Raw genomic sequence first — 24,024 nt, forward strand, 5'->3', positions numbered from 1 at the left:
AACGTTTACCATGGCTTGGAGATTATAATGATTTATTATTGTCACCAAAAAGTGAACAACAAGATAATATGTTAGAAATATATGCTGGCGATTCAGCCATGAAGACGATTAAAGAAAATGGAATTTCACCTGACTTATTTAGCTCTTTTTTAGCGGCGAGTGGTGGACCTAAATGGTTTACTTTATATGGTTTAGATAAATACCTCTTTAGTGAATTTTTTAAAAATAGAGAACAAGCATTAAACCTTATTGGCTCAAGTGTTGGTGCTTTTAGAAATGCATGTTTTGCTCAAAAAGATCCCCTCGCTGCAATAGAACGTCTCGCAAAAAATTATCATGAAACTACTTACACGGCTAAAGCCAAGCCTGCAGAGGTTAGCGAAAAAGCATTAGAAATGATGGATGCTATTTTTGGAGTTTCAGGCGAGCAAGAAATTGTTGATAACCTTCATTTTAAAGCACATATCATCGTAGCTAAATGTAACGGTTTTGTTGCTTATGAAAATAAATTTATTCAAGGACTTGGCCTGGCAAAAAGCTATGTTAATAATCGCATCAGTCGCCCACGCTTAAATAGCCAATATGAGCGTTATATTTTTCAATCGAGCCATAGTAACCTTGAGCTTAGCGACCCTGATAACATACCCACATCACGCCTATCTTTTTCAACAGGCAATATTCGTAACGCGTTACTCGCATCAGGTTCAATACCCTTGGTGATGCGGGGTATTAGTGATATTGAAAATAGTCCAAAAGGTATGTACCGAGATGGTGGTATTGTTGATTATCATTTTGATTTTAAGATTAAAAATCCAGGATTAACACTTTACCCCCATTTTAGCTCATCACTTAAGGCGGGTTGGTTTGATAAAAGTTTAACAAGAAAAGTAAGATTAAAAAACTACGACAATACGGTATTGATTTGTCCTTCTGCTAAGTTTATTGACGCATTACCTCACCATAAAATTCCTGACAGAAACGACTTCATTGCCATGAACCGCAAACAGCGAATGTGGTATTGGCAAAAAGTGATGAATGACAGCGAAAAATTAGCGGAGTCATTTGATCAGATTTATAAAAATCAACAGTTAAACCAGATAAAGAGTATAAATCAGTTATTGGCATAGTCTCTTAATAAAGAGACGCCAATTACATACTATAAACGCATAGAGATAATAATGATTACAACGTATAAAGCGATAAATTTAATTGCACGTCCTTCTGGTGGTCCAATAGGACCTGATTTGTTTGACGTTGTAGAAAAGAATATTCCTGAAGTGGCTAAAAACCAATTTCTAGTTAAACAATCACATATGTCACTAGACCCGGCAATGTTCGGTTGGATGAGTGCAGATACAGAAAGTTATATTCCACCCGTTGCCCTTGGCGATGTTATGCGCAGTTCAGGTATTGGTGAAATCGTTGAAAGTAATCATGCTAACTTCAACGTTGGTGATCGCGTTATGGGCATGATGGGCTGGCAAGAATACTACTTAAGTGATGGTACGGGTTTAAATAAAGTAACAGCACCCTTACCAGATGAAGCTATCTTATCGGTTTTTGCTTTACCGGGGTTAACCGCAACACAAGGATTATACAGCATAGGTAAGCCTCAAAAAGGGGAAACACTTGTTGTTTCTGGAGCGGCTGGTTCAGTTGGCTCAATTGTCGGGCAACTTGCTAAAGCCGACGGACTTACTGTCATTGGTGTTGTAGGTAGTGATGAAAAAGCTGATTGGGTGGTAAATGAATTAGGCTTTGATGGCGCGATAAATTATAAAACTGATGATATCGCGACTACATTAGCGCAATTAACGCCAAAGGGTATTGACGTCTACTTTGAAAATACCGGTGGACCAATCCAACACCATGTTATTGCTCGGATGAATGCTCATGGTCGAATTGTTGTCTGTGGGATGATTGCTGATTACCCAAAAGCAGAACCCGACTTAGCACCTAGTTGGATCCCTATCATTAAGAAACGCTTAACAATACAGGGCTTTACTATGCCAGATCATTTTGGCGAAGTCCCAGCCCTATTAGAAAAGCTAACACCCTATGTAATGCAAGGTAAAATTAAGTATCGTGCTCATATCTTAGATGGCTTTGATGAAGCTATGACTGGCTTGAATTTATTTTTTACCGGTGAAAATAAAGGCAAACTTATTGTGAAACTCTGATGGTCAGCTTAATGCTGCGCGGTTATAGGTGTTTTTTTATCAATAAAACTCAAATTTACTTTACGATACTTAATTAAAATGGAAATGAATATGTCCCCAAAACTTGTTAATAACCTGATGTGCACCTTAGTGTTTGCATGTTTAACATCTTTGTCTGTTAGCGCAGAAACATCCGTTAAGACGCCAGATACTGATCAAAGTGTTGCTGTCGTTAACGCTGTTGCAGCGATAACAGAGGTTAATGTCGATGAGAACAGCTTTAGCTGCATAAGAGATATGACACCGGTCAGGCATTTTTATGTTGATAATCTTTTAGGAGATATAAAAAGCACTTTAGCCGCAGCCAATGCACCAGAGGGCGCTAAGTACCCCGTGGGGTCAGTTGTGCAGCTTGTGCCAACAGAAGCCATGGTTAAACGCGAATCGGGTACTTTTCCCGCTACGGGTGACTGGGAGTTTTTTGAACTAGAAGTTAATGAACAAGGGTCAAAAATAGGTAGGCGTGGTTTTGTCGATGTTGTTAATCGTTTTGGTGGCAACTGTTTTGCTTGTCATGCGCCGGCTCGAGAGCCTTGGGATTTCATTTGTGAATCAGATCATGGCTGTGAAACTATACCTATAGATCATAAAATGACGGGTGCGCTACAACGTTCAGATCCCCGTTGCGGCGATGCTGTTCCTCAAGATGGTGATTGGATGGCATTGTTTAAGCTTAAAAGTATGGTCAGTATTGGCCTGACAAAACAGTGGTTTGAAGAAAAATTTTAACGTCAATAATTAATATGTTTTAAGCCGCAAAGAAGCCGCTGACCAAGAAGGTTTTCATTTTTTAATGGGTCCAATTAGGAGATAACTATGAGTGATATCAAAACGCACTACCGTAACTGTAATATTTGTGAAGCGATGTGCGGCTTAGAAATTAAGTATCAAGATAAGCATATTTTATCGATTAAAGGCGACCCAAAAGACCCTTTTAGTAAAGGTTATAATTGCCCTAAAGCAACGGCGTTAGAAGATTTTTATAATGACGAAGACCGTTTAAAAACACCCATTAGACGGACAGCTAATGGGTGGGAAGATATTTCATGGGATCAAGCTTTTACCGAGATAGTCGCAAAACTTAAAGGCACTCAAAAAGAACATGGCCGTAACGCTTTGGCGGTTTACTTAGGTAACCCTAACGCGCACAACTTAGGTAATGCGCTTTTTCTAAAACCATTTATGAAATCGTTAGGGACGATAAACCGTTTTAGTTCTGCTTCAACCGATCAAATGCCACATCATGTTGCCGCTAATTTTATGTTTGGTGCGGGTATGTTAATCCCCGTGCCTGATATAGACCGCACTGATTTTATGATGATTATTGGCGGAAATCCTGTGGTCTCTAATGGTAGTATGATGACGGCACCCAATGTTATCGGCCGAATGAAAGCCATTCAAAAACGAGGAGGTAAAATTGTTGTTGTTGACCCTCGCCGTACCCGAACCGCTAAAATTGCCGATCAACATTTGTTTATCAGACCAGAAAAAGACGCACTCTTGTTATTGGCGATGATCCACTGTGTTTTTACAACCAATAGCGTTAATCTTCGCCACCTAGCAGATAGGGTTGATGGACTAAATGTGTTGGAAAATATCGCTAATGATTATTCACCCGAATCAGTGGCTAAGCATGTCGGTATACCGGCAAGTGATATTAGAACGTTAACCAATGATATGACAACTGCAAACTCAGCGGTGTGTTACAGTCGTATGGGCGCATCTACTCAAACGTTTGGTGGTCTATGCCAATGGCTAACCAATGTGCTTAATATTATAACCGGCAATTTTGACCGAGCAGGCGGTGCTATGTTTCCACAGCCCGCTTTTGATTTATTAAGAAATCACAAGAAGGGTCATAAAAGCTCCTTTGGGCAATATAAGAGTCGTGTCAGAAAGTTACCTTTTTTCAATGGTGAGTTTCCGGTTGCAACATTAGCTGAAGAGATATTAACCCCCGGTGAAGGTCAAATAAAAAGCTTAATTACGGTAGCAGGTAATCCTGTGCTTTCTTCACCGAGTGGACATAAATTAGCTGAAGCGTTTTCAGGATTAGATTATATGGTCGCCATCGATATTTATCTTAATGAAACCACTAAACACGCTAATATTATTTTACCGGCAACAACCGGTCTTGAAAATTCTCATTTTGATATTTTCTTCAATTCATTTTCAGTGAGAAATACCGTCAAATACTCTAAGCCATTGTTTGAACCAGCAGACTATCAACGCACCGATTGGCAAATACTGAAGGAGCTAGCGGCACGAATGACAGATACAGACATTGATGAATACACACCAGAAATGATCTTAGATATGGAATTGCAAAAGGGTCCTTATGGTAAACAAGGTATGAGCTTAGCAAAATTAATCGACAATCCTCATGGTATCGATATTGGACCGTTAATGCCGTGTATCGAAGCGCGGATAAAAACCGAGCAAGGTAGCGTAAACTTAGTGCCGCAACTCTATATTAATGATTTACCGCGTTTGCAAAATGTTATTATTCATCCTGCTCGTGATATTAATTATCCATTCGATTTAATTGGTCGCCGTTTAGTGAAAAGTCATAATACCTGGACACAGAATTCCGAGCGCTTAATTAAAGGCAAAAATCCTTGTACCTTAGAGGTTCATCCAGATGATGCTAAGGTATTAGGCATTAGCAATGGTCAATCTGTTATGGTGAGCTCAATGGTTGGTGAAGTGAAAATAGAGGTAGTGATCACCGACGATATTCAACGTGGGGTGGTCAGTATGCCGCAAGGCTGGGGACATAATCAAAAAGGCACCCAGATGTCGGTTGCAGCCAAGCAACCAGGTGTTAGTATTAATGATTTAACCGATGCAAGTCGAGTAGATACTTTAACCGGTAATGCTGCTTTAAATGGTACACCGGTCGCAATTAACGTTGCGTAGATGTTAGTCGAATTAGACTATAATTAAGCCCTAAAATAGGTAAAAACATGTTTAACAGTACAGAGAGTTATATTGCATCAGACGAACTTCGCTTAGCGGTAAACGCTGCGATCACCCTAGAAAAGCCACTATTGATTAAAGGTGAGCCGGGAACGGGTAAAACGCAATTAGCTGAAGAATTAGCAAAGTCACTTAATTGTAAGCTATATCAATGGCATATTAAATCAACAACTAAAGCGCAACAAGGCTTATACGAATACGATGCCGTATCAAGATTACGAGATAGCCAGTTAGGCGACGAACGTGTGCATGATATTGCTAATTACATCGTTAAAGGTAAACTTTGGCAGGCGTTTGAAGAAGAGCAACGTCCGATATTATTAATTGATGAAATAGATAAAGCCGATATAGAGTTCCCTAATGATTTACTGCAAGAACTTGATAAGATGGAGTTTTATGTTTATGAGACGCAACAAGTTATTAAAGCAAAGCAACGTCCGATCATTATTATAACGTCTAATAATGAAAAAGAGCTACCCGATGCATTTTTACGTCGCTGTTTCTTTCATTACATCAAGTTTCCAACAAAAGTAGAAATGGAACAGATTATTGCTGTTCACCACCCTGATGTAAAAAAAGAGTTATTAGCGCATACCTTAGAAGTGTTTTTTGAACTGAGAGACTTACAAGGTATTAAGAAAAAGCCTTCAACATCAGAGTTAATCGATTGGTTGAAACTACTGGTCGCAGACGATGTTGCTCAAGAGGTATTAATCGATAAGCAGTCCGGTATTATTCCTCTATTTGGTGCGCTATTAAAAAATGAACAAGATGTCTCACTACTTGAAAAACTCGCCTTTATTAGTCGCAGAAACAGGTAGTTGTTGTGTTTATAGATTTATTTATAACGTTAAGAAAACATAAAGTTCCTTGTAGTTTGCGTGAGTTATTAGACTTAATTGCACTATTAAAAAAGGGGGTTGTTTTTGCTAATGTGGAAGAGTTTTATCACCTAGCTAAAATTGTTATGGTTAAAGATGAAATTCATTATGATAAATTCGATAGTGCATTCGCTGAATATTTTGAAGGTATACAAGTAATTGATATATTTGATAAAATATTACCTGAGGATTGGCTAAGAAAAGAATTTGAAAAGCACCTAAGCCAAGAAGAAAAAGACAAGTTAAAGGCATTAGGTGGTTTAGACGAGCTAATGAAAGCGTTAAAAGAACGCCTTGAAGAACAAAAGAAACGCCATGCTGGCGGCAATAAATGGGTAGGTACTGGTGGTACATCTCCTTTTGGCGCTTATGGTTATAACCCCGAAGGTATTAGGGTAGGGCAAGATAAAAATCGTAATAATAGTGCGGTTAAAGTGTGGGATAAGCGAGAATTTAGAAACTTTGATCAAGACCGAGAATTAGGCACTAGAAATATAAAATTAGCGCTAAAAAAACTAAGAAAATTTGCCCGTACCGGTGCAAGTGAAAAGCTTGATATTAACACTACTATTACCTCAACGGCGAAAAATGGCGGTATGCTCGATGTTCATATGGAGCCTGAACGTCATAATGCAGTAAAAGTATTGATGTTCTTTGATATCGGCGGCTCTATGGACGATTACATACATACGTGTGAAGAACTTTTTTCAGCGGCACATACCGAGTTTAAACACCTTGAATTTTTCTATTTTCATAATTGTGTTTATGAAAGATTATGGAAAGACAATAGCCGACGCCGCACTGACACTATTGATTTAGAAGAAATCATTAGAACCTTTGGTTCGGACTACAAAGTTATATTTGTTGGTGATGCCACTATGGGGCCTTATGAAATAACATCACCTGGCGGCAGTGTTGAACACTGGAATGAAAAACCAGGAACCTTTCATATGCATAAAATTCTTGGTCATTTTAATAAGGTCGCCTGGTTAAACCCACAGCCAGAGACTCATTGGGATTATCATCACTCAATCTCTATTGTTAGGCAGTTAATAGCCGATAGAATGTATCCTTTAACGGTCGATGGCATAGGTCGAGCGATAAAAGCGCTCAGCTAAATATCCCACTAGTAAATTACAACCAAGGACGGTTGTAGCTTTACCTGCCTGTAATGAATGAAGGGCTAATAAAAGCCGTTTTATAGCACCTTCTCTTTTATTACATTACTTACCAATCTTTAATAATGTTAGTAATTATAGACGCGGTTGCTTCGGGTTGTTCAAGCGGAAACATATGTCCGCCATTAGCTAATTTAGTCAGTGGTATGTTATTCATTTTAGCAAATCGATTAAAGTAACTTACCGGCAATACGTCTGTTTTATCACCATAAATCAATGCAGATGGCACCGTCAGTTTATTTTTATATGTTGCTAAATTGCAAGGTAGGTGTCTAAATATATCGGCTTCAACGTCGGGTGAAAACATTAATTCCCATCTTTTATTTTTTAATGTCACGGCACTGTCTACGTAATCTTGTAGACATCGGGCATCAAAATTCTTAAAAAGTTTCTTTTGAGCAAAATTATTAACTAATTGCGTATCAGACGGCCAATGTTTTTGCCTGTTTTTAGCTCGACCCGCTGGAGATATTTTATCAATAAAAGGTGTTTTTTTAGCGAGTTTTAAAAACCAAGATAATGGCCCAGAAAATACAGGAGGGTCTAACATGACGACACCACGAAATAGTTCAGGATGCTGACAAGCGGCCATAAAAGAAATGACACCACCAAAAGAATGGCCAACACAAATGACCTTTTGGTCTTGTTTTTTAATGAAGTTAACCAGCTCATTGACCAAAAATTGCCAATTATTATGAATGGGGTAACAATCATCGTGACCATATTGTTCTAAAGCAATGGTTGAATAATCATTTGAAAACAATGATAGAAATGTGCGGTAACTTCCTGCTGGAAAACCATTGGCATGGACAAAGTTGATTACAGGTTTTGACATATACGTTTATAGACACCTATGATAAAAATTATATAAAAGATTATTACCCTTGAACTTATTGTTAAAGGGTTAAGACTAAACTGAAGAGCTTTTAAAGGTAGCGATTAAAAAAGTCAACGACACTATTTTCAGCTTTTTCAGGGTTGAGTTGCCATAGTTTAGTGTGCTCGCCACCTTCAGCTTGCCAAAATTGCTTCGGCTCATTGGCGGCACTAAATAAACGTTGTCCGTGTTTAAAGTCTACGGTTTTATCGGCTGTGCCATGCATAATGTAAACAGGTCGAGGCGAGATGTTTGCGATGTATTTTTCTGGATTAATTTCATCAATTTTTAAATCGCCGCGCCAAGCAAAAAATTTTGCTACCATTGGCATTAATGGGAAACGAGGAAGACCGTAGAGTACTTTTGCCTGTTCAGCGAGTACGTCCATCGAATTAGCATAGCTACCACTAAAAACACCCACTTTTATACGAGAGTCTTTTGCCATAACTATGATGCTAGTTGCTGCGCCCATAGAAAATCCCATTACACCAATCGAGCTAATATTTTTCTTATCAACTAAATAATTTAAAGCGGCTGTGACGTCTTTTTTCTCGTGATAGCCCATCGTTGAAATAATAGCAGGGTCTTGGCGTGGATGACGCAGATCAATAGCTAAAACATTATAACCGGCAGCAACAATAGCCTTGGCGTAGCGCATACCTTCGGACCTGTTTGCTGTTCTACCATGTACTAATAATATCGCTTTATGGGTGTCATTATCTGCAGGCATATACCAAGCCGGCAGTGTTAGGCCATCATCGGTGTTAAAAGCAACGTTTTCAAAACTGAGGCCTTGTTCACTTGGCTCTCCACAAAAGGCAAAACGGGCTTGTGTGCACTCAGTAATTGGCAGTATTAATATTTTTGAAGAAAAATACCATGCACCACTAAAGAAAACACACATAAATAATAAAACAGAAAACAGGGTGAAATTTTTTATCATACGTTAACGGCCTAATATACTGTGAGTATTCTTGTTATGTAGCGCTAAGAAAATACTTTAGTGAGACATGGTAGATTTACTATAGGCTCAAGGTCATCGTTGAATCTATTGCTATTGCCGCATCTAATGCCGTTAGTATGTCTTTTCTTTCTCTTAGTTTAGTACCATGGTGTGCTGTCATATTTAGGGTTAACAGTTGGGTAGCTGCCACTTTTGCCGTTGCCATTAATTGGTCGGGTTCAACTAATGTGTCAAGAAATCCAGCTAATACAGCTGTTTCTGGATCAAACAATTCAGCGTTTATTACCGAACGCGTTAAATAGTTAATCGGTACTCGGTTTCTAGCGAGTTCAAGGCCAGCTTGATGCATGGTCATACCAATAGCCACTTCATTGAGTCCAATTTTAAATGAACCTAATGTGCCGATGCGATAATCACAACTGAGTAATAAAAAAGCACCTTTGGCAATAGCATGGCCGGTACAGGCGCCAACAATAGGAAAGGGAAAAGATAACATACGGCGAGTAAGCGTTGAGCCTGCTGTAACTAGCGATACGGCAGAGTCAGAACTTTCTTTCATCGTTTTTAAATCATAGCCACCTGAAAATATTCCTGGTTGACTTGTTAAAATAACGGCCGCTTTTGCTGCTTCTGCTTGATCTAAAGCGCTGTTAATTTCTGTTATTACTTGATGAGAAATAGCGTTAACCTTGCCATTTTTTAGAGTTATCGTTGCAATGTTTTCATCGAGTTCAAAATCTATTAATTCCATGTTCTTTCCTATAGTTGTTAAAATTGATATCACTGGCTGTTAGCCAAATTGAGCCGCTTTTTGATATGCGGGTCTTTTTCTGATATTAACGAGATAGTCTTTAGTTTTGTCTTTGTTTTCTAACAAACCAATACTTTCTGCAATTTCGAGTATCACTGCCATCATAATATCAGCAGCACTAAAAGAATCACCAGCAAAATAACGCCTTATGGTTAAAGTATTTTCGATATATGAAAAATCGAGATGATTTTCTTTAGCAATGTAACCATCAAGAAGCTGAGTGCCTTCACGAGTTTCCATTGACATCAGCAAGGTCGTTATCACAGGTAAACTTAAGGACCCTTCTGCGAAGTGTAACCACTCTAAATAATGGTAATATTCATTACAATCAATGCTCGGCCTTAAATTACTCGCCGTTGCATGGTTAAGAATATATTCCATAACCGCGCCAGACTCACACAAAGTAACCTCACCATCTACGATAATAGGGGCTTTTGCTAGCGGATGAATTAATTTTAAACTTTCAGGCGCTAAATTTGTGAGCGGGTTACGTTGATGTTTAACAATGTTATAAGGCATATTAAGCTCTTCTAACAACCAGATAACGCGTTTAGAACGTGATTTGTTAAGGTGATGTACAGTAATCATGTTTACATTTTTCCTTGAAATTCATTGTTATCAACTTAATGAATAGGTGTCGCTTGGTAGTAAGATTAAATTTTTACCTTTTTTATAGGTACGTTAGCTTAGCATGTATTGAGTTAAGGCTTTTTTGTGTTAAATGATATTTGAACGTAACAACCTAAGTATAATATCAACGGCATATTCAGCGTTAATAACATGAAATATGTCAAACTAAAGCCAATAATAGGTAATACCAGTCAAGGATTAATTAGACCAATGGAAATAGCTAATCCCATGCCCATCGTAATTTAAAATATACCAATAGGTACATTTTTTGTCTTACAAATATAATTAATTCAGTACTATCTATACTGATTTTCAGTATTCTTTATTATCTAATGGGTAAATATTTTATATATATTTCCAATATGATTATTGAACATCGTATTGAACAAAACATGATCGCTGATGACGATTTATTAATTGTTATTGTGAGTCGTTATTTAAAGAAGCTAACCGCACTGGCAATATCTTCGCGATCAGTATGAGTTTTATTTATCGGCGCAGTTATATCAGCGTAACCAAATGACATACCAAATAAAACACCTCTTTGCTCTGGTAAGTTTAAGGATTTTTTGATTGGATCTGGGAACTGCCCCAATGCCCCTTGCATACAATTTGATAAACCGTGCTCAGCCATAATGAGCGAAAGAGTTTGCGCATAAATACCCAAGTCAACCGCACCCATAATATCGAGATATTTATCCATAGTAAAAAAGGCCACATGGGGAGCATCAAAAAAACTCCAATTGCGGATCATCGCTTTTTGACGACCCAGTTTGTCTTCGCGGGTAACACCAATAGCACTGTAAAGTGCATTAGCTGAACCAAATTGGCGGTCTCTATGGATACCCTCGTATTTAGGTAGCCAGTTAAAGTCTGGGTTTGGTGGAGTACCACTCATAACTGCTGAGAGTAGATCATTTTTCAATGATTCTTTTTTTGCGCCAGACACTACGCAAGTTTGCCAAGGTTGTACATTGCAATTTGAAGGAGCGCGTTGTGCTTGTGTAAAAATAGCTTCTAATAATGCTTGTTTGACCGGTGTTTCCAAATAAGCACGCACTGAATTACGTTTTTCTAAGAGGGTGGTTATAGACATTGAGACTCCTTTATAATTTTAAAATAGTCTCATATTAAGGGACATTGTAAATGAGACTTAGCTTAACAGCGATTAAATTTTTGGTAACGTTTAATTAACTATTAACCGTATATATCGCTTAAAAAAGTGATCTATACTTGTTACAAAAGGGTATAGATAGCCACTGTAATAAGGTTAAAAGAGATTTAAGCGCATTTCTGATGGTAGAACTGTTATCTTTATAAAACCAATGAATAATTATTATCACGCTCTATTCTAAAATCATATAGTAAGTGGTTATTTTTCACTGGGTATTTCAGAAGCGCATTAACTTTTATTATATGGATACTGAATAGTTAGGGATAAATTAAATTCATTTGACTAATTTATCTCATATCGATAATATCAGTGGTATGACCACTTGGTTAAAGCAATGTTGAATAGTGAAGTCAACGGTTAATAATAAATTTTTGGAGTCAATAGAATGCCTGAATATAAAGCCCCAGTTCGTGATATTAAGTTTGTAATGCAAGAATTATTAGACTGCGACAAACACTATAAGAAATTAGGTTACGATGATGCTAGTGAAGATATGGTGGACGCTATTATCTCAGAAGCAGCCAAGTTTACTGAACAAGTTATTGCACCCTTAAATCAAATCGGTGACGAGCAAGGTTGTACGTGGACAGACGGTGTAGTAACTACGCCAGATGGTTTTAAAGATGCTTATCAACAATACGTTGAGGGTGGCTGGCCAACATTATCTCAGAGTGAAGAGTTTGGTGGGCAAGGTTTACCTTATTCTCTTAATGCTTCCATTAGTGAAATGATGTCGTCTGCTAATCATAGTTTTGCTATGTACCCTGGTTTAAGTCATGGGGCACAAGCAACAATTGAAGCTCATGGCACCAGTGAACAAAAACTGCAGTATATGCCTAAATTAGTTGAAGGTAGCTGGACAGGCACTATGTGTTTAACTGAATCACATTGTGGTACTGATCTTGGCATGTTGCGCACTAAAGCTATATTAAACGATGATGGTAGCTATGCGATTACCGGCACAAAGATATTCATTTCGGCCGGAGAGCATGACTTATCAGAGAATATTGTACACATTGTTATCGCACGCCTACCAGGTGCTCCTGAAGGTAGTAAAGGTATCTCTTTGTTTATTGTTCCTAAGTTTAATGTCAATGATGATGGCACAAAAGCAGACCGAAATGCTGTGAGTTGTGGTTCAATTGAACATAAAATGGGTATCAATGCTAATGCCACTTGTGTTATCAATTTTGATAACGCTAAAGGGTTTTTAATTGGACAGGAGAACCGTGGCCTACACTGCATGTTTACTTTTATGAATGCTGCTCGTTTAGGTGTAGCAATGGAAGGTTCTGCAGCAGCTGAAGCGGCATTTCAAGGTTCATTAGCTTATGCAAAAGATCGTTTGCAAATGCGTTCGATTAGCGGCGTTAAAAATCCAGATGGACCAGCTGATCCTATTATTGTGCACCCTGATGTTCGTCGTATGTTACTTACGCAAAAGTCTATTTCTGAGGGGGGTAGAGCACTAATTGGTTATTTGTCGCAATTAGTTGATATAACCCACGCATCAGATGATGCTGATCTTAAAGCTGATGCAGAAAACAAATTAGCCTTACTAACGCCTGTTGCAAAAGCATTTTTAACAGAGTTAGGTTTCGAATGTACAAGTCATGGTGTACAAGTTTTTGGTGGACATGGTTTTATAAAAGAATGGGGCATGGAACAGCTTCTGCGTGACACTAAAATTAGTTGTATTTATGAAGGCACAACGGGTATTCAAGCGTTAGATTTATTAGCCCGTAAAATTTTAGGCAGTAAAGGTCAAATTTTGAAGCCATTTATGACAGACATCGCTATTTTTTCGAAAGACAATGCCGACAACCCAGCAATGAGTGAGTATGTTAGTACCCTAAACTCATACGCTAAACAATGGCAAATGATCACGGGTGATATTGGTCAAAAAGCCATGAAGAACCCGGATGAGATTGGTGGTGCTTCGGTTGATTACTTAATGTTTGCCGGTTATGTAACCTTAGGCTACTTCTGGGCAAAAATGGCCTCTGTAGCGCAAAGTAAACTAAAAGACGCGGGTGAAGATAAAGCGTTTTATCAAGCTAAAATTAAAACAGCAGCATTTTACTTTCATCGTATACTTCCTAGAGCTCAAGGTCATGCAGCTTGTATGGAAGGTGGTGTAGACTCGATGATGGCTCTAGCCAGTGAAGACTTTGCATTTTAATTAAGCACTAGCTTTACTAATAATTTTTGAAAAATAATTATTAGTAAACAGATAAATATTTAGCCACTTTTCACGGTTAAGATATTTATGATGGTCTGTTAAACTCATGCCTAATATTTAGATTTAAATCTTAATATTAGGCATTTTTTATTTTACAGTAACGTAAAATAACCCATTAACGAATTTAGCCTTGCTAAATGACTGTTTAGGCAATTAACGACGGTTAATGTAAGTACTTGGGTACGCTAATAAGTTGGGGTGCTTCGATTCGTCATTCAAGTTGACGTGACTGTATACATTATCTCCGAATATTTATGATGCGTTTTTAATTGTTTTTTGTTTTATATCGTCTTAACGTTATTGAGTCATTTTCAGCTAGAGATAATTATTTGATCTTATCTAATATTAGTATAAATTAATTACTAGTTATAACGAGGGCATCATTGAGATGTACCGATAACATATTGTTATAAAAATTAAGGAATTGGCGATGCCAACAAATAAACATAAACGAAAAGCTTCATCACATACTAAATCCAATAAAGGAAAAAATACCGAATCTACGGGTCTAATTATTTCACACCCTCAGGTTTTTATTTATGTTGGTTTATTCTGTGTTGTGTTGGGGGTATATCTATTAGCCTTTGAATCTCAAGATAACGCATTATTTGGCTTAGCAATGCTTTCTCTTGTCGCGGGGGTCGTGACTACTTTTTATGCAAACTTTACACTGTCGAAGAAAAAAGCTCAGCTTAAGTGAGGCTTTAAAGTGATTAAAGTGTCGTAAATATTCATCTGAAACTTATTCTATGGTTCAAATTTGGCCAACTGATTGGTTTTATTTGCACAAAAAAGTGTATTCTGATTTTAAAGTAATAGGATTTTTATTGCCAATAAGAATATTGGTTAAATTTTATCAAACCAAGCCTAAGCAATATAATCTAGGCTTAAACCGGTGTAATAATAGCGCATATGAGATTTTGGACGATTATTTGTATTGTACTCCTACTGAGTGCTTGTACCCATAACAACTGGCGAAGCGCGAGCAGAGAGCCTGCTGGTATTGCAACGCTACCAACTGAAGACGGTAGGGCGGTTATAGAGTTTTATGTCGCAGATGCTTTTAGTTGGCGCGGTTGGTTTGCTGTTCATCCTTGGCTTGCAATCAAAGAAGAAAAAGCAGCAAAGTATAGTGTTTATGAAGTGACTGGTTGGCAAGTAAATCGGGGGTTATCTGCAATAAGACAGTATCAAACATTAACACCAGATAGGTATTGGTATGGCTCAAAACCGGTATTATTACTTTCTATTAAAGGTGATAAAGCGGTTAAACTAATTCCTAAAATTAAGGCCGCAATTGCCCGCTATCCTTGGGTAAATGAATACAGCATCTTTCCAGGTCCTAATAGTAATACTTTTGTCGCCTGGATAGGTTTACAAGTCCCTGAGCTTGAACTCGAACTGCCATTTACTGCTATTGGCAGTGGGTATGCAAACTAGTTGCACTTTAACCAAAAAAATCAGCGGTAATTGATATTAAGTCATTGTTAAGAAAATTAAATGACTGGATTGATTAACTTCAAAAAATATTCTTTATTGGTTGATATATTATCAATTTTAATCGGGTAATGGAGTATCTGATTGAAATAATTGGCAAATTGTGAAATTTGTAGTACTAATCTTCGTGCGTCATTTATGAACATTTTACAAACTTGATTATCTTTAAGCTCTTCTCTTTTTATTTGGAATGGCTGCTGTGATGATTCTGACACCCATAATGTGCTCCTAAGTTTAGCTTGAATAAAATTCATTTCTGGGTTGTTTGCATTTAAGGTGTTTGTCCACTTTATGACTTTTGATAATTGGTCGTATAAATGGTTTCCGTAGGCTTGCTGATGGGTAACTGTTTGTATACTTTCTTGCATTATTGCTAATAGGGGCCTTTGTAAGTGATAAGAATAAATAGCCTGCGTTTTTTGACTGGTCCTAAAGTCAAATCCTTCGGCTAACAAACAAAGCTCTCCGATGGCCGTGTTAATATTTTTACTTTTTCTAGTGATCTGAGAATATTGATTTGCTATTTGTGAAATTTGAGCGTATTCGTGAATTTGTGTTAACTTTTTTGGATAACCAGAGCCATCCAATTTCTCTTCATGCTGTTCTATCGATTCTAAGACTAACTTACTCTCTAAGCCCGCAAGTCTGACTATTTCTTTACTTAAGATAGGGTGAACTAACTTTGCATCTTTCATTGTATTGTTAAGTCTTGCGTAACCAATATTTTCAAAAAACAAAACAGAGATCAGTTCAGTTAATTCGGTTGGAGAATAGTTGTTTGCTTTACCGATATGGGTGCCAAATATCAAATTGATTAAAGTATTTTGGTATGCAGAGGGGTTGAGGTGTGAAAATATACTGAGGTGATCAATAATTTTCTTTGGAATTGAACCGCCTTTTATAAAGTCGCCAATGGTTACCAGTGTTTCATTTAGCTTAAAGTTATTTATCACAGGATTTGTTTTAGCTAAGTCTAGGATCGGCGCAAATAAATTTTCATTACTGGTATCTTCTGTAAGAGAAATTACATCTTCATGGCCGATGATCCCCTCTTGTTGCAAGTTAGTTAATTTTAAACGGATTTTTTCCGTAATTTCAGTACCCGCTTTTAAAAAAACTCTTTTTCCTTGTGGGTCTGTAATATCTTGACTGATGCCGCATTCCATTCCCGAATTTAAAATATGAGTCGAAAACTGTTTGGATGTTTCTTTAATAAGTTGATTAGTCACTTGCACATTCGTTCCTTGAATTAACTGTCTACTGGCAGTTCTATGCGTTAACTGTAGGAATGATTTTAGCTATTAGCAAAGTGTCTTACTATTTTATCTGATTTGGCTTTACTCTATCCGCTTGTAACGTTGTAACTTTCTAACCAATCACATCTACTATCGCAAAAGATTAAATCATTTATTAAAACGAATGCTCACACTAATATATTCAAAGTGCTAGTATAGAATATTCGTTATTTTATTAGATTATCAAGAAAATGTTAGTTTTACTTCCTAAGATAGGATGTAGTTGAACCTAGCTCAAATAACTTACTCTGGTGGTGACTCATCACTGTTCGAGTCAATATCCAATGATATTGTTGAAAAGGGCTATAGTATCCGTCCTTATGCTTTGCCTGAAGAATTAACACATCTGTTATTAAATCATATCATTGAATTACCTACTGAAAAATTCAAACGTGCTGGAATAGGTCGTGCCAAAGATCATATGATTAATAATTTTATACGGACAGATGAAATAAGCTGGATAACCAGTAACAACCAAGCCAGTTGTGCTTGGATAACGTGGACCGAGTCACTGCAAGCTTATCTTAATCGCCGGTTGTTTCTCGGATTATTTTCTTTTGAAAGTCATTTTGCTCATTATGCTAAAGGCGACTTTTATAAGAAGCACAAAGATGCTTTTAAAGGTGAGGGTAATCGGGTGCTATCTGTTGTTGTCTACCTTAATCAGCATTGGTCCGCTGATGATGGAGGCGAGTTAGTGATTTATGATAAAAAAATACCAGCCTCCGCTGTCGTTGATAACAGTAAAATTAAAGTATTGCCCAGCTTCGGTACAATAGTTGTGTTTTTAAGCGAAGAGTTTCCGCATGAAGTATTACCCGCTAAACGCGATAGATACTCTATAGCAGGGTGGTTCCGCTTAAATAACAGCATTGATAATAATATAGATCCGCCAAATTAATGAGAAATCAATGAGTATTTATAAAGGCGTAGGCATTGTCTAAATTACCTATAAAATTGCATATCATCACTGAATTAGATGAAATTAATCAGCTAATTATCCCATTAAAAGTACTTGCTGATAGAGAGCGAGCCGCTATTTATGGTTTAACGGGCATGGTTTATACTCCTCATATAGATGATTACATGCAGACAAGTATAAAAAAAGCGGCGATATTAGCTTGTTTAAAAGAACAAGGTATATTGGCATTATCAAAGGTCGAACTCATTAGTACGGCTTTAGATAGCTTACATAAAAGAGCAAGAAATAACGCAATTGTTGAGTATGAAGGCAACCGATACCAACGTCGGTTTTCGCCATTAAAATTAAGTAAGTCAGGAAAAGTTGTTAGTAAATGGGCGAGGTATTGGTTTTTACAATCACCTAATGGTAAGGTGGATATTCAGTGGGAGTGCCAGGTACGCGAAATTTGGCCTGCTTATTTTTTAATTAGAACTATCGACCTCTAGCGAAGAGGAGCAAGCAATAAATACGCGCTCTCTATTATGCCTTTTGATTATATCAACATAGGCGCTTAATAAAGAATAAAGACTAATGGTGGTTGTGCCGATAACTACATACCAATAAAACAACTAGCCAACATGGCAACATTAATTTAGTCTTATTTATTAATATGCTCTAGGATTAAACCATCAACGTTAATGGTTTATGAATTGAATACCTTCCAATGTGTTTAGCTTAAAAATACGAGGTACCACGATTAATGAGTAGTGTTATTAGTTCTCACTTACAAAAGTTTGAAAAACAAATCTTAAGTTTGGTCCCCTATGCCAGCAATGATAGATTGGAATATTTAGTTAAAAAACTTCTACCTGATGAAAACTCTGGCCAACACCTTGCTGTTAAAAATGAAATCAAAAAACTTGCCCAACAAGCTAATAAACCAATAGATTTGCGGCTGATCTTTGCTGATTGTCAAATAGTTACACACAATAAAATTAATCATTATTTGGATATAGCGGGTAAAAAGCTATTCAATGAAAAACTTGTTGAATATCAAAACCTTTATACAACAGCACTTTACTATGAAGTTTATGAAGACGCTCAAAAGAGAGCTGCTAATAAAGATAAAGGTGTCAGCAAATATAATCTTGAAAATGAAAATGAAAGTGAATTTTCAGAATTTAAAATAGATAAAACCGAACCTAAACCCTTAGTAAATAAAAATAGAATAATTAACGAACTTAAAAAACTTAACTCTGCTTGTAAAGTTTTTATCAACCCAATTATGGGGATGACCAGCCAAGGTAAAAAAGAGGTTGGTTTTACGGCTAACATCGAAAAGATGAATAATCAAAAAGTTATTATTCAGACCTCTCACGAAATACCGGGTATTATAGCAAATAAAGTGTACCTGTGGCTATATGACCATCATACCGAAATAGATTTCACTGAAGAACTTGAACTCGGATTTGTTATTATTGATAGTCAAAAATCTTCTGTAAATAATAAGTTTGAATACTTATTGAAATTTTCAAGTCCATTAACAGATCAGCAAATGCGGGTTTTGTTTGCTCATTACCTAAGACAAAAAAAATTGGCTATTATTGGTCCTACAGAACGATTTATTACTCCTTTATTTGACTCTGTTACCTCTAAAGGTTACGAGCAACTATATCTAAATAAAACTCACGACATTCCGTTACTTTGTTATAAAAAAAATGATGCATGGCATGTGAAAGTTGCAATGAAAACATCGGGTAATGATGCGTTTTGGCGATTTTTTAGTGGTGCAGATGAAAGTTTTCATTTACCCGTACTATTGGGTAATGAAGGTATACAAAAGGCGCTAGACGAGAAGAATACGGTTGATAAATATGCTTTTATATTAAAATCTAAATATAAAGATACCTTCATTTATTCCCTTATTTGGTATGACGACTTTGTTAATAATAGAAGCGTGAAAACTGTTTTTAATAATTATTTTAAAAATAGCTTGTTTAGAGTAGTCAAAATATCCTCATCGTTTATTAATTCTGTAGAAGATGCTTATGTTCCCTCAGCTTTACCTTGTCATGTTCATCCTAAAATGGCTGTTCTAAATAGGGCAATCCCGAAAGCGGCCATAGATATGATAAGTAATTGCGATCATATGATCACCCTATCAGATATTACTAGCTTGTATGAAATAATACATAAACCGGTCAGTGAAGAAATAACTGAATTAGAAAATTTATTACCAAAACGTTTTCAACTGAGTGCGGTTGACTCACTTGATGAAACCGAAATTGTAACAGCAGAAAATGATGACTCTAGAGGTGAAGACCGCTTTGTGTTATCTTTTAAAATGGCAATTACACGCAGTAATAATGTTGTTACTCATATTCCCGGTATTACTAAAAATATCTCTATACAAGGTTTGTTAGTTAACCTAGTAAAAGAAACTAAATTTAAAGCCGGTGAAGAAATTGAAATTGAATTAACCGTGCCTTTTTTAGAACAAGATAGAACAATACAAAAACAGAAATATATTGTTTTAGGTTATGACAGCCATGGCGCTGTTCGATTGTTAATGAATACAATTGAAAGTAAACATTTAGCTTGCAGAGCGATAAGAAAGTATATTTATCAACACATTGATACCCTTGAAGCATGCGGAAAACGCGGCAGTCGTATTTATGGTCTGCAGAAAGCGATGAGGAACGTATATGCACACAATCATTTCTCTATACCATTCTACTTAAAAGCAACTAAGCACCAACAATACATTAATGCGGCGAGCTTTAGTGGTAACTCTACACTTAAGCACCTTGTCTATAAAAATGAAAATAGTGAAGAAATTATTCTTAACTTATTGAGCAATCAAAAGTTTAGAGATTCTTGCTTATCAATTATTGCGGTACTTGCTTATAAAAAATTACCTGCTCGTGCATTTTATATTCTTGTTTTACCTAAAGATAAAAATGATAAAGAAGAGTATTCCTTTTGGTATCGTGACTTATCAGTATTGAAAAAATCGGGCCAATTGAAAGAATATACCCAGAAATTATCTAATCACGGTAAACCGGCAATTTTAAAAGTTGAATTGAAAAAAAGTGATAAAGTACAAAATATGTATTACCGTGACGAGATCAGTTATTTAAAAAGTCTAGATAAAGATTTAGCTGATGAACTTGAAACTCAATTAGAAAGTACTATAGGTATCGGAGAAGTGACCGATTTAACTGATATTGCTATTAAGATGATTGCTAATGCGACATAAATTACTATCGACCTATCAATTTTTATTGAATGACCAGCAGAAAAATACTAATACAACGCTTTTGAGGTTCAGCTCACTGATAAAATTAACTTACTAATGGTTAATTTTATCGATTTTTATACTTTGAAGGGCTGGTTGACTCGGGTGTAAGTTTGACGTTAAGTCACTTAAAAGGTTATGGTCTCTGCATAGCGAATAACATGCTGTAATATTTAACTAATGTGTCTTTAAATACGGGCACCTAATTAAGCCTCTGAGGTAAAAAAGTGAATATAGATAAATTAAATATCCCAACTAAATCAATAATTACGGTCACGATTGCTGTTACCCTATTTTTCAGCTCTGTTTACACCGTCAATGAAGGACATATCGGTATTGTCAAACGATTCAGTGAAGCTAAAGAGCAAGTTAACCCTGGTTTACACTTTAAAGTACCTTTTATTGATAGCGTTGAAGAGATAGAAGTTAGAACACGGAAAAATGAAGAAAAAATGGCATCAAGCACCAAAGAGCAAATGCCAGTAACTGTTATCGTTTCAGTTAACTGGACAGTAGATAAGACAGCTGCGCTTGAACTTTTTCGCCAGTACGGTGGTTTAAAGCAATTTGAAAATAGAATTCTTGATCCTCGTTTTAGATCTGCCACTAAAGATGTTATCCCACAGTATGATGCAGAGAAATTAATACAAGATAGAGCAAGCGCCATTCAAGCAATTGAAGCAAGCTTTATCGAAGAAATGAAAGACTTTCCTGTTACTGTTGACAACATTCAAATTGAAAACATTCAATTACCGGCTAAGTATTTAACTTCTATTGAAACTAAACAAACAGAAAAAAATCTGGCTGATGCGGAGAAACATAAACTAGCACGTCAAAATTTAGAAGCGCAACGTGACGTAAATACGGCAAAAGCAAAAGCAGACGGTATTAAGCTTGTTGCTATAGCAGAAGCTGAATCTATTCGAATTAAAGGCTTAGCTGAAGCTGAAGCGATTACGGCTAAAGCTAAAGCACTGGGTAACAACCCTTTAATTGTTAAACTAACAGAAGCTCAAAACTGGGATGGCAAGCTTCCAGCAACAATTTTAGGTAGTAGTAATATGCCAATATTAGATATGAGAGCAAAATAAGTCTACTGCATAATAATATAAGCCGCTTAATTGCGGTTTTTTTATCTAGGAATAATGAAATTTTGATTGTCGAACAAGATGTTAATCATCACCTTAGTTATTCTATCTCTGTCATGACTATATTATATGAGTTAAACGCCATAGAAAGTTTATGTCATGTTAATGCTCTTTGAACTACAACAAGCCTATTGTTAAAATTGTCAGTAAACTCAATGCATATAGTTTATTAGCCATTGAAACAGTATGAAAAACCAAAGGAAATTTGCTGTCTCGATTGATCTAGAATTATAGATAAAGGCGTATTAAAATAATAATTGATAAATCGGCAAGGTCATTATGGATTCATTAACACAAGCTGTCTTGGGCGGCGCGGTAGGCTATGCGGTATTAGGTAATAAAGTTGGTCCTAAAGCGGCTATTTATGGTGCCGTTTTAGGAACATTGCCTGACTTAGATGTATTCTTGCCATATAGCGGTGATGTCGAAGCTTTTACTTACCATCGAGGATTTAGCCACTCGTTATTAGTACAGTTGTTTATTAGCCCTTTAATTGCCTGGTTAATAACTAAATGCCATCAAGCTACAGCCATTTATAAGAAACACTGGTTTTTGTTGGTGTTTTTGTGTTTATCTACTCATGGGATTTTGGACAGCTTCACTGTTTACGGTACACAATTGTTGTGGCCTATTACGGAATATCCCTTTGCAGTCTCTAATTTGTTTATCATTGACCCCATTTATACCTTACCGCTGTTGTTTGCCTTTATTGTTATTTTTCTGCCCAGAGTTAAACCGGCAAGTGCTTTAAAAATCAATACTTTTGCATTAACGATAAGTACACTTTATATCTGTTGGTCTTTGGTGGTAAAGCTTTATATAGACGATAAAGTCACCACAGCGCTGAACGAACGACAGATAAAAATACATCATTATTTGAGTACACCTGCGCCTTTTTCTACGCTACTTTGGCGGGTATTGGTTATGTCTGATGGTCAATATTATGAGGGCTATGTCTCTGTGTTTGACTCAGCATCGGAGGTAAGTTTGGAAGCTTATCAATCGTCAGACTCTCTACTTACTAACCTTAAAGATGAATGGAATGTACAACGACTACAATGGTTCACGAAAGGCTTTTATTCAGTAAAACAAGAAGAGCAGTATATTGTTTTATCTGATTTACGCATGGGTGCGGAATGCAGCTATGTGTTTAATTTTATTGTTGGTGAGCAAACAAGTATGGGTATTGTTAAGAGTCATGCTGAGAAGGTAAGTGCGAGGCCTGATTTTAGTATGCTTGGTAGTGTTTGGCAGCGAATTTGGGATCCATCAGTTTCTTTGTCACCTCGTAGAGAAAACGGTGTTTGTGCTAACAGTAAAAATTTATCTTCTAAGAAAGCTTAATCAGCTGAGTACACTTTATGTGTATGGCTCGCACCTTACTTATATTAATATTGGGCTTGTTAGTGGTGATTTATAATTAAAGTGAGTAATGAATAATATTATTAAAGTTTAACAGGATAGACAGAAAATAAGGTTGAATTTTAATTAAATCAATATGTTATTGGAAAACGTTTTAGTCGTAGAGTGACTGGGTTTTATCTAACAATGAAATTTTGATTTTGTATCAGGGGAATGTTTTTTGTAGAATTAACTGATGACCAGATTTTACATTTATATCTTAAGTTGGTTATCGGAGCCGATATCTAATTGAAAGGGACAGACGACTTTCAGTAAAAACACTCTTTATACTTGAGTTGAAGTTGGTTGCGGGAGCCAGATTTGAACTGACGACCTTCGGGTTATGAGCCCGACGAGCTACCAGGCTGCTCCATCCCGCGTCCGAATGTCCTAATACCTTTTTAGGAAAGCCAATTTTTTTAATTCAAACTTAAGAATTTGCTTTTTATACTTAAGCGTAAGTTGGTTGCGTGAGCCCATATCTTTCGAAAGGGAACTGACGACTTTCAATGCAAATACTCTTTAT

Annotated in this window: 20 protein-coding genes and 1 tRNA gene; 14 read left to right on the forward strand and 7 right to left on the reverse strand. The window is 36.6% G+C overall.

Annotated features, from left to right (window positions below):
- Positions 1-68 precede the first annotated feature (68 nt).
- The 6 genes from H4J67_RS12235 (at position 69) to H4J67_RS12260 (ending at position 7,197) form a co-directional block, all read left to right on the forward strand.
- The gene (locus tag H4J67_RS12235) at positions 69-1,127 is read left to right on the forward strand and encodes a patatin-like phospholipase family protein (RefSeq protein WP_182173576.1); all 1,059 of its coding nucleotides are present in this window, start codon (positions 69-71) and stop codon (positions 1,125-1,127) included.
- A gap of 54 nt (positions 1,128-1,181) precedes the next feature.
- Positions 1,182-2,180: an NADP-dependent oxidoreductase gene (locus H4J67_RS12240; RefSeq protein WP_070377274.1), complete on the forward strand. Its 999-nt coding sequence runs from the start codon at positions 1,182-1,184 to the stop codon at positions 2,178-2,180.
- 90 nt (positions 2,181-2,270) lie between these two features.
- A complete protein-coding gene (locus H4J67_RS12245; protein ID WP_259368590.1) occupies positions 2,271-2,948 on the forward strand; it encodes a hypothetical protein in 678 nt (225 codons plus the stop codon).
- 87 nt (positions 2,949-3,035) lie between these two features.
- On the forward strand, positions 3,036-5,138 hold the full coding sequence (locus tag H4J67_RS12250) for a molybdopterin-dependent oxidoreductase (RefSeq protein ID WP_182203894.1): 2,103 nt from the start codon (positions 3,036-3,038) through the stop codon (positions 5,136-5,138).
- 47 nt (positions 5,139-5,185) lie between these two features.
- Complete coding sequence (locus H4J67_RS12255; protein ID WP_182173449.1) at positions 5,186-6,019, forward strand: MoxR family ATPase; 834 nt, start codon at positions 5,186-5,188, stop codon at positions 6,017-6,019.
- Positions 6,020-6,024: 5 nt separating this feature from the next.
- The gene (locus tag H4J67_RS12260) at positions 6,025-7,197 is read left to right on the forward strand and encodes a VWA domain-containing protein (RefSeq protein WP_182173447.1); all 1,173 of its coding nucleotides are present in this window, start codon (positions 6,025-6,027) and stop codon (positions 7,195-7,197) included.
- 109 nt (positions 7,198-7,306) lie between these two features.
- Here the strand turns inward: H4J67_RS12260 and H4J67_RS12265 are convergent, their stop codons facing one another.
- From H4J67_RS12265 to H4J67_RS12285, 5 genes are all read right to left on the reverse strand, one after another.
- On the reverse strand, positions 7,307-8,092 hold the full coding sequence (locus H4J67_RS12265) for an alpha/beta fold hydrolase (RefSeq protein ID WP_182203895.1): 786 nt from the start codon (positions 8,090-8,092) through the stop codon (positions 7,307-7,309).
- 91 nt (positions 8,093-8,183) lie between these two features.
- On the reverse strand, positions 8,184-9,077 hold the full coding sequence (locus H4J67_RS12270; protein ID WP_182173443.1) for an alpha/beta hydrolase: 894 nt from the start codon (positions 9,075-9,077) through the stop codon (positions 8,184-8,186).
- Between the two features lie 79 nt (positions 9,078-9,156).
- Positions 9,157-9,849, reverse strand: a complete 693-nt coding sequence (locus H4J67_RS12275) for a crotonase/enoyl-CoA hydratase family protein (protein WP_182173440.1) — start codon at positions 9,847-9,849, stop codon at positions 9,157-9,159.
- Between the two features lie 39 nt (positions 9,850-9,888).
- Positions 9,889-10,497 (reverse strand): glutathione S-transferase family protein, encoded by a 609-nt coding sequence (locus H4J67_RS12280; RefSeq protein ID WP_182173436.1) that lies wholly within the window; start codon positions 10,495-10,497, stop codon positions 9,889-9,891.
- Between the two features lie 475 nt (positions 10,498-10,972).
- Positions 10,973-11,635, reverse strand: a complete 663-nt coding sequence (locus H4J67_RS12285; protein ID WP_182173433.1) for a nitroreductase — start codon at positions 11,633-11,635, stop codon at positions 10,973-10,975.
- Between the two features lie 463 nt (positions 11,636-12,098).
- On the opposite strand from H4J67_RS12285, the gene H4J67_RS12290 reads away from it, so the two are divergent.
- The 3 genes from H4J67_RS12290 (at position 12,099) to H4J67_RS12300 (ending at position 15,395) form a co-directional block, all read left to right on the forward strand.
- A complete protein-coding gene (locus H4J67_RS12290) occupies positions 12,099-13,895 on the forward strand; it encodes an acyl-CoA dehydrogenase C-terminal domain-containing protein (protein WP_182173430.1) in 1,797 nt (598 codons plus the stop codon).
- Positions 13,896-14,385: 490 nt separating this feature from the next.
- Positions 14,386-14,655, forward strand: a complete 270-nt coding sequence (locus H4J67_RS12295) for a hypothetical protein (protein ID WP_182173427.1) — start codon at positions 14,386-14,388, stop codon at positions 14,653-14,655.
- A 212-nt stretch (positions 14,656-14,867) separates the two neighbouring features.
- Positions 14,868-15,395: a DUF3750 domain-containing protein gene (locus tag H4J67_RS12300; protein WP_182173424.1), complete on the forward strand. Its 528-nt coding sequence runs from the start codon at positions 14,868-14,870 to the stop codon at positions 15,393-15,395.
- Between the two features lie 56 nt (positions 15,396-15,451).
- On the opposite strand, the gene H4J67_RS12305 is transcribed toward H4J67_RS12300, so the two are convergent.
- Positions 15,452-16,681 carry an HD domain-containing phosphohydrolase gene (locus H4J67_RS12305; protein WP_182173421.1) on the reverse strand — a complete coding sequence of 410 codons (1,230 nt, stop codon included), beginning with the start codon at positions 16,679-16,681 and terminating at the stop codon, positions 15,452-15,454.
- 289 nt (positions 16,682-16,970) lie between these two features.
- On the opposite strand from H4J67_RS12305, the gene H4J67_RS12310 reads away from it, so the two are divergent.
- The 5 genes from H4J67_RS12310 to H4J67_RS12330 all read left to right on the forward strand — a co-directional run bounded on the left by H4J67_RS12310 (position 16,971) and on the right by H4J67_RS12330 (position 23,441).
- Positions 16,971-17,648, forward strand: coding sequence for a 2OG-Fe(II) oxygenase (locus H4J67_RS12310; RefSeq protein WP_220463258.1), 678 nt, complete (start codon positions 16,971-16,973; stop codon positions 17,646-17,648).
- Positions 17,649-17,683: 35 nt separating this feature from the next.
- A complete protein-coding gene (locus H4J67_RS12315; RefSeq protein WP_182173418.1) occupies positions 17,684-18,157 on the forward strand; it encodes a hypothetical protein in 474 nt (157 codons plus the stop codon).
- A gap of 254 nt (positions 18,158-18,411) precedes the next feature.
- Positions 18,412-20,910, forward strand: a complete 2,499-nt coding sequence (locus H4J67_RS12320; RefSeq protein WP_182203897.1) for a hypothetical protein — start codon at positions 18,412-18,414, stop codon at positions 20,908-20,910.
- A 302-nt stretch (positions 20,911-21,212) separates the two neighbouring features.
- Positions 21,213-22,040 (forward strand): prohibitin family protein, encoded by an 828-nt coding sequence (locus H4J67_RS12325; protein WP_404842793.1) that lies wholly within the window; start codon positions 21,213-21,215, stop codon positions 22,038-22,040.
- A gap of 336 nt (positions 22,041-22,376) precedes the next feature.
- Positions 22,377-23,441, forward strand: coding sequence for a metal-dependent hydrolase (locus H4J67_RS12330; protein WP_182173410.1), 1,065 nt, complete (start codon positions 22,377-22,379; stop codon positions 23,439-23,441).
- Positions 23,442-23,801: 360 nt separating this feature from the next.
- Here H4J67_RS12330 and H4J67_RS12335 read toward each other — a convergent pair.
- Positions 23,802-23,878 (reverse strand) — tRNA-Met (locus H4J67_RS12335).
- Between the last annotated feature and the right edge of the window lie 146 nt (positions 23,879-24,024).

Origin of the sequence: Colwellia sp. BRX10-4, from assembly GCF_014077465.1 — a bacterium.
GTDB lineage: Bacteria > Pseudomonadota > Gammaproteobacteria > Enterobacterales > Alteromonadaceae > Colwellia_A.

Excerpts from the sequence above, each read along its gene's own strand:
- H4J67_RS12255 (WP_182173449.1), top strand. The coding sequence starts at position 5,186 with ATGTTTAACAGTACAGAGAGTTATATTGCATCAGACGAACTTCGCTTA.
- H4J67_RS12275 (WP_182173440.1), bottom strand. The coding sequence starts at position 9,849 with ATGGAATTAATAGATTTTGAACTCGATGAAAACATTGCAACGATAACT.
- H4J67_RS12295 (WP_182173427.1), top strand. The coding sequence starts at position 14,386 with ATGCCAACAAATAAACATAAACGAAAAGCTTCATCACATACTAAATCC.
- H4J67_RS12245 (WP_259368590.1), top strand. The coding sequence starts at position 2,271 with ATGTCCCCAAAACTTGTTAATAACCTGATGTGCACCTTAGTGTTTGCA.
- H4J67_RS12285 (WP_182173433.1), bottom strand. The coding sequence starts at position 11,635 with ATGTCTATAACCACCCTCTTAGAAAAACGTAATTCAGTGCGTGCTTAT.
- H4J67_RS12280 (WP_182173436.1), bottom strand. The coding sequence starts at position 10,497 with ATGATTACTGTACATCACCTTAACAAATCACGTTCTAAACGCGTTATC.
- H4J67_RS12270 (WP_182173443.1), bottom strand. The coding sequence starts at position 9,077 with ATGATAAAAAATTTCACCCTGTTTTCTGTTTTATTATTTATGTGTGTT.
- H4J67_RS12320 (WP_182203897.1), top strand. The coding sequence starts at position 18,412 with ATGAGTAGTGTTATTAGTTCTCACTTACAAAAGTTTGAAAAACAAATC.
- H4J67_RS12290 (WP_182173430.1), top strand. The coding sequence starts at position 12,099 with ATGCCTGAATATAAAGCCCCAGTTCGTGATATTAAGTTTGTAATGCAA.
- H4J67_RS12250 (WP_182203894.1), top strand. The coding sequence starts at position 3,036 with ATGAGTGATATCAAAACGCACTACCGTAACTGTAATATTTGTGAAGCG.
- H4J67_RS12330 (WP_182173410.1), top strand. The coding sequence starts at position 22,377 with ATGGATTCATTAACACAAGCTGTCTTGGGCGGCGCGGTAGGCTATGCG.
- H4J67_RS12235 (WP_182173576.1), top strand. The coding sequence starts at position 69 with ATGTTAGAAATATATGCTGGCGATTCAGCCATGAAGACGATTAAAGAA.
- H4J67_RS12300 (WP_182173424.1), top strand. The coding sequence starts at position 14,868 with ATGAGATTTTGGACGATTATTTGTATTGTACTCCTACTGAGTGCTTGT.
- H4J67_RS12265 (WP_182203895.1), bottom strand. The coding sequence starts at position 8,092 with ATGTCAAAACCTGTAATCAACTTTGTCCATGCCAATGGTTTTCCAGCA.